At 69.9% G+C, this 7,496-nt stretch carries 5 protein-coding genes and 4 pseudogenes; 6 read left to right on the top strand and 3 right to left on the bottom strand.

Features of this window, described 5'->3' with window-relative positions; translation table 11 throughout:
- Positions 1-161 precede the first annotated feature (161 nt).
- From ACFY07_RS28315 to ACFY07_RS28305, 3 genes and pseudogenes are all read left to right on the top strand, one after another.
- Positions 162-1,048, top strand: a pseudogene (locus tag ACFY07_RS28315) (IS3 family transposase); the annotation flags it as partial.
- Between the two features lie 289 nt (positions 1,049-1,337).
- Positions 1,338-2,537, top strand: coding sequence for an IS30 family transposase (locus tag ACFY07_RS28310; protein WP_390872399.1), 1,200 nt, complete (start codon positions 1,338-1,340; stop codon positions 2,535-2,537).
- Positions 2,538-2,541: 4 nt separating this feature from the next.
- A pseudogene (locus ACFY07_RS28305) lies at positions 2,542-2,838 on the top strand (transposase); the annotation flags it as partial.
- A 32-nt stretch (positions 2,839-2,870) separates the two neighbouring features.
- Here the strand turns inward: ACFY07_RS28305 and ACFY07_RS28300 are convergent.
- A pseudogene (locus ACFY07_RS28300) lies at positions 2,871-3,441 on the bottom strand (IS5/IS1182 family transposase); the annotation flags it as partial.
- Between the two features lie 251 nt (positions 3,442-3,692).
- On the opposite strand from ACFY07_RS28300, the pseudogene ACFY07_RS28295 reads away from it, so the two are divergent.
- Positions 3,693-3,827 (top strand): annotated as a pseudogene (locus ACFY07_RS28295) (flavin reductase family protein); the annotation flags it as partial.
- A 383-nt stretch (positions 3,828-4,210) separates the two neighbouring features.
- On the opposite strand, the gene ACFY07_RS28290 reads toward ACFY07_RS28295, so the two are convergent.
- Positions 4,211-4,927, bottom strand: a complete 717-nt coding sequence (locus ACFY07_RS28290; RefSeq protein ID WP_390872398.1) for a hypothetical protein — start codon at positions 4,925-4,927, stop codon at positions 4,211-4,213.
- A 268-nt stretch (positions 4,928-5,195) separates the two neighbouring features.
- On the opposite strand from ACFY07_RS28290, the gene ACFY07_RS28285 reads away from it, so the two are divergent.
- Both ACFY07_RS28285 and ACFY07_RS28280 read left to right on the top strand, forming a co-directional pair.
- Positions 5,196-5,924 (top strand): WXG100 family type VII secretion target, encoded by a 729-nt coding sequence (locus ACFY07_RS28285; RefSeq protein ID WP_390872397.1) that lies wholly within the window; start codon positions 5,196-5,198, stop codon positions 5,922-5,924.
- Positions 5,921-7,342 carry a DUF6531 domain-containing protein gene (locus ACFY07_RS28280; RefSeq protein ID WP_390872396.1) on the top strand — a complete coding sequence of 474 codons (1,422 nt, stop codon included), beginning with the start codon at positions 5,921-5,923 and terminating at the stop codon, positions 7,340-7,342. Before ACFY07_RS28285 ends, ACFY07_RS28280 begins: the two co-directional genes overlap by 4 nt.
- 8 nt (positions 7,343-7,350) lie before the next feature.
- Here ACFY07_RS28280 and ACFY07_RS28275 read toward each other — a convergent pair.
- On the bottom strand, positions 7,351-7,496 hold a 146-nt coding region (locus ACFY07_RS28275), incomplete at its 5' end, for an integrase core domain-containing protein (RefSeq protein WP_390872400.1).

Here is a 7,496-nt window from a genome sequence, read left to right as displayed (position 1 = left end):
GGTCGACTGCCTGTACCAACGAGCTCCGTTGCGCTTTCGCCTCAACCTCTCAACGTGCTTGCAGGACCTGCGAAAACGCTAACTTCCCGGCCTTGGAGGTTGCCCCTTGAGTGTGGACACCCCTGACAATCGGATCCGAGGATCCGGGAGGGGAAGTCCAGGTGGGACGTCCGTCGAAGTACAGCGACGAGTTCAGGCGGGATGCGGTGACGCTGGTCCGGTCCACGGGCCGGACGGTGGAGTCGGTGGCGGTGGAGCCCGGGGTGAACCGGGAGACGCTGCGGACGTGGGTGCGCCGCTCCGAGCAGGCGGACACGGCCTCCGGCGGATTGAGCGCGGACGAGCGGGCCGAGTTGGCCCGCCTGCGTAAGGCGGAGAAGGAGTGGCAGTTGGAGCGGGAGATCCTGCGCCGGGCGGCCCAGTATTTCGCGAAGGAGATGAAGTGAGCCGCCGCTGGGCCTTCATCTTCACCGTCGCCGGGGAGTTCGGCGTCCAGCGGCTGTGCCGGGTCTTGGGGGTCTCCCGGTCCGGGTTCTATCGGTGGCAGGCCGGCGTGGAGGCCCGCCGGGCCCGCGAGCGGGCCGACGCCGAGGTAACCGCGGAGATTCGGGCGGTCCATGGCGAGCACGCCGGCGCCTACGGGGCTCCGCGGGTCCATGCCGAGCTACGGGCCCGCGGCCGGCTCATCAACCGCAAGCGGGTGGCCCGGCTGATGCGCGAGCACGGCATCGTCGGCCTCCACCTGCGCAAACGCAAGCGGACAACCGTGCGGGACCACACCGCGCCGCCGGCGCCGGACCTGCTCGAGCGCAACTTCACCGCCGCAGCGCTCGATGTCCGCTGGTGCGGCGACATCACGTACATCCCCGTCGGATCGTCGTGGCTCTACCTGGCCACGGTGATCGACATCTGCTCGCGCCGGGTGATCGGCTGGTCCATCGCCGACCACATGCGCGTGGACCTGGTCGTCGATGCCATCGAGGCAGCCGTGGCCGCCCGCGGCGGGAACGTCGCAGGCGTGGCGTTCCACACCGATCGCGGAGCGCAAGGCGGATTCAACTGGTCGTCGCAACACCTTGATCTCGGAGGTGTGGGACGTGGCCACGGCGGACTGGAGTCGGAAGACCAGCGATGTTCCGGGCGGTCGGCGTCGGCAGTGGCGTGCTGACCGTGCGTTGCGGCCGGCGATGCGTTCGCCGGGGCGACCCGATCCGTCTCGGGTCGTACAGCGTCAGTTTTGGCGTCTGATCGCCACGGGGGTCACGACGGCGGAGGCGTCGTTGGCGGTCGGCGTGTCGTGGCCGGTGGGTGCGCGGTGGTTTCGTCACGCTGGCGGCATGCCTCCGATCTCGTTGGCCGAGCCCACGGGCCGGTACCTCACGTTCGAGGAGCGCGAGGAGATCGCGATCCTCAGGGCGATGGACAAGGGGGTGCGCGAGATCGCCCGCGCCCTGGCGCGGGATCCCGGGACGATCTCTCGCGAACTACGCCGCAACGCCGCCACCCGCGGCGGCAAGCAGGAGTACCGCGCGACGGCCGCCCAGTGGAAGGCTCAGCTGGCAGCCAGGCGCCCGAAGAGCGCGAAGCTCGCGGACAACGACCGGTTGCGCCAGTACGTGCAGGAGCGGCTCTCGGGGAACGTTCACCGGCCTGACGGGACGGTCGTGGCAGGGCCGCCGACGCCTGCGTGGAAGGGACTGAACAAGCCGCACCGCGCCGACCGGCGTTGGGCGACGGCATGGAGCCCGGAGCAGATCTCGCACCGGTTGACGGTCGACTTCCCCGAGGATGAGTCCATGCGCATCAGCCACGAGGCGATCTACCAGTCGCTGTTCATTGAGAGCCGTGGTGCGCTCAAGCGGGAGCTGGTCACCTGCCTGCGCACCGGGCGGGCGCTTCGAGAGCCTCGGGCGAGGTCGCGGAACAAGCCGCAAGGGCATGTCACCGCGGACGTCGTCTTGAGCGAACGGCCCGCTGAGGCCGCAGACCGTGCGATGCCGGGGCACTGGGAAGGTGATCTGATCATTGGGACCAGCCGGTCAGCGATCGGCACGCTCGTCGAGCGCTCCAGCCGGTCAACGATCCTGGTCCACCTGCCCCGGCTGGAGGGCTGGGCCGACAAGCCCCCGGAAAGGAACAGCCCGTCGCTGGGCGGCTACGGCGCCGTCGCGATGAACGCCGCGCTGACGGCGTCGATGACGCGGCTGCCCGAGCATCTGCGCAGGACCCTCACCTGGGACCGCGGCAAGGAGCTCTCCGGCCACGCCCGGTTCGCGCTCGAGACCGGAACGAAGGTGTTCTTCGCCGATCCCCACGCGCCCTGGCAGCGCCCGACGAATGAGAACACCAACGGTCTGCTGCGCCAGTACTTCCCCAAGGGAACCGACCTGTCCCGGTGGTCGGCCGAGGACCTCGAAGCCGTCGCCCTGGCAATCAACAACCGACCCCGCAAGATCCTCGGCTGGAAGACTCCCGCCGAGGTCTTCGAGGAGCAGCTACGCTCGAGCCAACAACCTGGTGTTGCAACGACGGATTGAACTCGCCCAGTACGCCAGCCGGGCCTTCGCCGCGGCCTGCCGCCGGCACGGCATCCGCCGATCCATGGGACGGGTCGGATCCAGCTGCGACAACGCCCTGGCCGAGTCGTTCTTCCAGGGCCTGAAGCGGGAGTTGGCGCACCGGCGCCGGTGGACCTCGAAGGACGAGGCACGGCTCGACCTGTTCCGCTGGCTCTCGTACTACAACCACCGCCGCCGGCATTCAGCTCTGCAGTACCTCACACCCATCGAGTTCGAACAGCGCTTGATCGACTCCGCTAGCCTCGACCTCGCAGCATGAAACCCGGTGTCCACACTCGGGGTGCAACCTCAGCGCACGCCGGGCCCCGCCAGGGCGTCGATGACGCCATGGGTGCGGGCGGCCTTGATGCCGTGGACCGCGCCGGGCAGGGCGGGCGAGGCCCACAGCAGCCTCCCTGGGGGCACCCCCGGCCGGAGGCTGGGGGAGGGTCGGCGATGACCTGCACGTTCATGCCGTGTTTCTTGTGCTTCCCGGAGTAGTGGGGGCGGTCGGCGGCGATCCGGTCGATGGGCAGCAGGGTGCCGTCCAGGATGACGAACGCCTTGCGTGCGGCGGTGCGGGCGGCCTCGGCGAGGTCGGGAGCAATGGCGGCCAGGACGTCTACCGCCTCCGCGATGGAGCGGTGGACGGTGGCGATCCCGACACCGAACCCGGCCGCGAGCTGGGCGTTGGGGGTCCCTCCCGGCCGGAGGCTGGGGGCGTGTGGCCGCAGCGCAGGTGGGCCAGGACCAGCAGGGCCTGTCGGTCCGCGCTCAGCCGGCGCCACCGCGTGCCGAGCTCCAGGCGCCGCGCGGACAACAGACGGGAGAGGTAGCGCAGGGCGGTGCTGGACAGATCGATCCCCGATGGGTGGACAAGCATGTGAAGCTCCGGGCGGACAGGTTGCTCTTGGTCGGCAACCCGTCTACCAGGAGCTTCACCCCTTCCCAGACCCCACCCCCACGCCAACCGGCCACCCGATCAGCCAAGTTGGAAACGGCTCAGTGTGGACATGGGGCTCAGCTCCGGTGCTCGTGCCTGCCGACACCGGGCACTCTCCGCAGAACACGCAGCTTGGTCGGACCGGGCTGCGCTGCTACGATCCACCGCCCGCCGGTGTGGATACTGGCGGCATGCGCATCGACTACGACCCCGAGGCCATGGACGCGGGGGCCTTCTACAAGCTGCTGACCGCCGTCGTCGTCCCCCGGCCCATCGCGTGGGTCTCCACGCTCGCCGGCGACGGGCAGACGGCGAACCTCGCACCTGCGACATTGCGCGGAGAGCGGTGTCGGCTGTCCGCACTCTAGCTTGGACGCGCTCGCCCTTCGGCGGCTGGGTCGTTCTTGGGAGGAGGGAAGGCGGCTTCCTGCGCCAAATGGTGCCGGGACGGCGCCGTGGCAGGGGCCGATGCTCCGTGGTGTCCAGGCACGCATGAGTGCCATCCGTCGGGACGGCGGGGGTTTGCAAGGCCCATGAGGCCGCAAGGCCCGCCTCCCGGTTGTCGCCGACCTGCCGGGAACCTACGGGCTGAGCCCTGTGAACGAGGCTTTTCAGGAAGGCTCCGCCTCGTGGTCACACCAGCCATGATCGCGTCGCGCCTTCTGGCGGAGGTGGGATGCGAAGCGCCCGACCCCCGAGCCGGAGAGTGTCAAAAGGGTGGCTCGCTGCTGCACCCGCCTGCCCACGGGTCCGGATCCTGCGTCGTCTGCCCGGGGTCGCTGTCCTCTCCCCAGGCGTTCAGGCCTCGGGCGGCGGCCGCCCGGTGGTGCCGGTTGTCGCCGGCGGACAGCACGGTGCGCACCAGCGGGGCGAGGGCCGGCCGGTGCGTGGCCAGCTCGGGAGCGTCCAGAAGGGGGACGGCTGCGGCGACGGCCGCTGTCCGGACGGCGCAGTCGGGATCGTGGAGGAAGGCGGACACGGCCTGGAAGAGCGCAGGACGTAGTGCCTGGACCGCGGCGGACTCGGGATGGTCCTCCAGGGAGAGGCCCATTCGTTCCAGCGTCTGCACTGCGTGGTTGCCGACCTCGTCGGCCACGGACCCCAGCCAGTCCAGCAGGGCGGCGCGCAGCGGGTGCCTCCCGCCTTCCCGCTGGCCGGGGAGGGTCGTGGCTGTGCGGGGATCATCGAGAATCACCGCGATGTACAGGGCCACGGGGGCGGTGACCGAGTAGAGGGTGTTCTGGTGGTGCACCGGGTCGTCGAGGTGGCGCAGGGCCCGGGCCTGCGCATCGGGATCGCCGGTGAGCAACTCGATCAGGGCGGCGCGGGTGTCCCCTGCCGGTCCGCGGGCATGCGCGAGCGAGACCCAGTCGGTTCCTTCGATCAGTTCCCACGGTCCGGGCAGCGGACCGTCCTTGATGGTCACGCGCAAAGTATGCCGAGTAGTTCCGGCCAGTGCCTCAGACCCGCACGTGCCCTGGCGGGACGGCCTTGAAGGAGTGAGCCCCGCATCCGACTGCGCGGACACGTGCCGGAGCAGGTCAGGGCCAGGTGCAGCCCGGGGACGTTCGTCCCGCGCCGCGGTCGGCTTTGAGCAAGGGGCCTTCGCTGTCCCGTTGCAGGGAACCCGCGTTCCTCCGTCGAACGTCTGTCGCTAGGGTCGGTTGTGTGCACGGCTACGGGGGAGGAGCGCCATGGCGATCGAGCTGCCGGGTGAGGTGGTGTCGTTCCTCGACTTCATCGGCATCAACTGGCCGTCGGTGAACGAGGACAAGGTGCGGGAGTTCGCCTCGCACGTGCAGGAGTTCGCCACGAACGTGGAGACGGCCCACGAGGAGTCGACGGCCACGGTCAGGCAGCTGGGGCAGGCGTACGAGGGGGCGTCGTACGAGGCGCTGCTGGCCAAGTGGGCGCAGCTGTCCGACAGCCACATGACCGAGCTGGTCCAGGCGTGCCGCGTGGTGGCGACGGCGCTGGACGTGGCGGCGGACGTGATCGTCGGCATGAAGGTCGAGGCGATCGCCGAGCTCACCGCGCTGGCTGCGGCGTTCGTCGCCGACCAGGCGGCGGCGGTGGCCACGCTGGGGGCGGCCGAGGCTGCGCTCATCGCGATCGAGGAGGCCGGGAAGCGGCTGGTCAACTTCCTGGAGCAGCAACTCGAGCAGTACATCATCGCCCAGGTCGTCGAGGCCGCCATCGACCCGCTGGCCGACGTGGTCGGCCGGGCGGCGTCCGGGCTGGTGTTCCAGGCCGCCGAGTCCGCGCTGGGGGTCTCCGCGGGTGGGGGAGCGGCGGGGGAGGGGTTCCGGATCGATCCGGCCGCGTTGGAGGCGCATGCACAGACCATGCACGCCCACGCGGATACGGTCGCCGCCCACGCCCAGACGTTCCAGACCAAGCTGGCGGGGGTGACCTTCGAATGAGCAACCGCATCGTCAAAGCCCTCGAGCACGGGGCACAGAAGGTCGGCAGGACGCTGGCCGAGGACGCGGGCAAGGCCGTCAAGGACCTCTACCGCTCTGCAGGGGACAATCTCAAGAAGGTCGCCCACAACACCCGGCAGACGGACGCGAAGCATGCCGACGAGCTGAAGAAGATCCTCGAAAGCGGGAAGAAGGACCTGCCCCACGCGCCGCGTACGGCCGGTGGCCGTCGGGGTCCGGGGGAGCAGCCGCTGGGGCGCGGCGGCAGGCGCGGACAGGCCGTCGACGGCAACCACGGGTGCCGCACCGCGGGAGACCCGGTGGACGTGGTCTCCGGCCAGGTGGTCACCTCGGGGACGGACCTCATGCTTCCCGGTCTGCTGCCGCTCGTCCTCCGCAGGTCCTACGCCTCCGGCTACATCGGCGGGCGGCTGTACGGTCCCGGCTGGTCCTCCACACTCGACCAGCGCATCGAGATCGATGCGGACGGCGTCCACTACGCCGGGGACGACTCCCAGATCCTGCACTACCCACTGCCCGCACGGCCGGGGGAGCCCGTTCTTCCGCAGGCGGGTGCGCGCTGGCCTCTCGTCTGGGACGACCGGACGGACACCTTCCGTATCGAGGACCCCGACCGCGGCTGGACACGTCACTTCGCGGGCTCGGGAGCCACGTCCTACCAGGTCGGTGAGATCCGCTCGATCACGGTCCTCTCGGACCGCAACGATCACCGCCTGATCTTCCTTCGCGACGCCGCCGGTCTTCCCCTGGAGGTCCGGCACACAGGCGGGTACAGGGTGGCGGTCAGCACGCTCCCCACTGCGGGAGGACCGCGGGTGGAGGCACTGCGGCTGCTGGACGCAACCGGTCCGGGCGAAGAAGTGGATGTCGTCGACTACCAGTACTACCCGGACGGGCGTCTGGCCGGCGTCGTCAACTCCTCCGGCCTTCCCTACGTCTACGAGTACGACACGGCAGGACGGATGACCGCCTGGATCGACCGCAACGGGCAGGGCTACGAGTACGTCTACGACGAGTCCGGCCGGGTGGTGCGTGGTGCCGGTCATGACGGATACCTGTCCGCCGCGTTCGCCTACGACACCGATCGCCGGGTGACGACGGCAACCGACAGCCTCGGGAACGCCACCGAGTACCACTACGACGAACAGCATCACGTCACCAGGACGGTGGACCCTCTCGGGTTCACGACGCTCACCGAGTACGACGAGTCCGGCCGGGTCGTCGCCCGCACCGACGAGATCGGCAGGACCACCCGGATCGGCCTCGACGCTCACGGCGACCCTGCGCGCATCATCGAACCGGACGGCGTTGCCCTCGATCTGGACTACACCTCCCTGCGCCAACTGGCCTCGGTCAAGCGGGACGGTGAGCTGCCCCGACTTTCGTGGAGTCCGTGATCGTGTGATCAGGCGGTCTGCGGGTGTTGCTCCAGTCTCGTCCAGTACGCCTGCTCGTGCTCGTCCGGCGGTACGTAGCCGAGGGCGGAGTGGAGCCGTTCGCCGTTGTACCAGGCGACCCACGGGAGGACGGCCCGCTCAACCTGGTCGAAGT

This window comes from Streptomyces sp. NPDC001380, assembly GCF_042895785.1.
GTDB lineage: Bacteria > Actinomycetota > Actinomycetes > Streptomycetales > Streptomycetaceae > Peterkaempfera.
The sequence above is the reverse complement of the archived record's forward strand: the minus strand, read 5'-3'. Positions and strand labels throughout refer to the sequence as shown.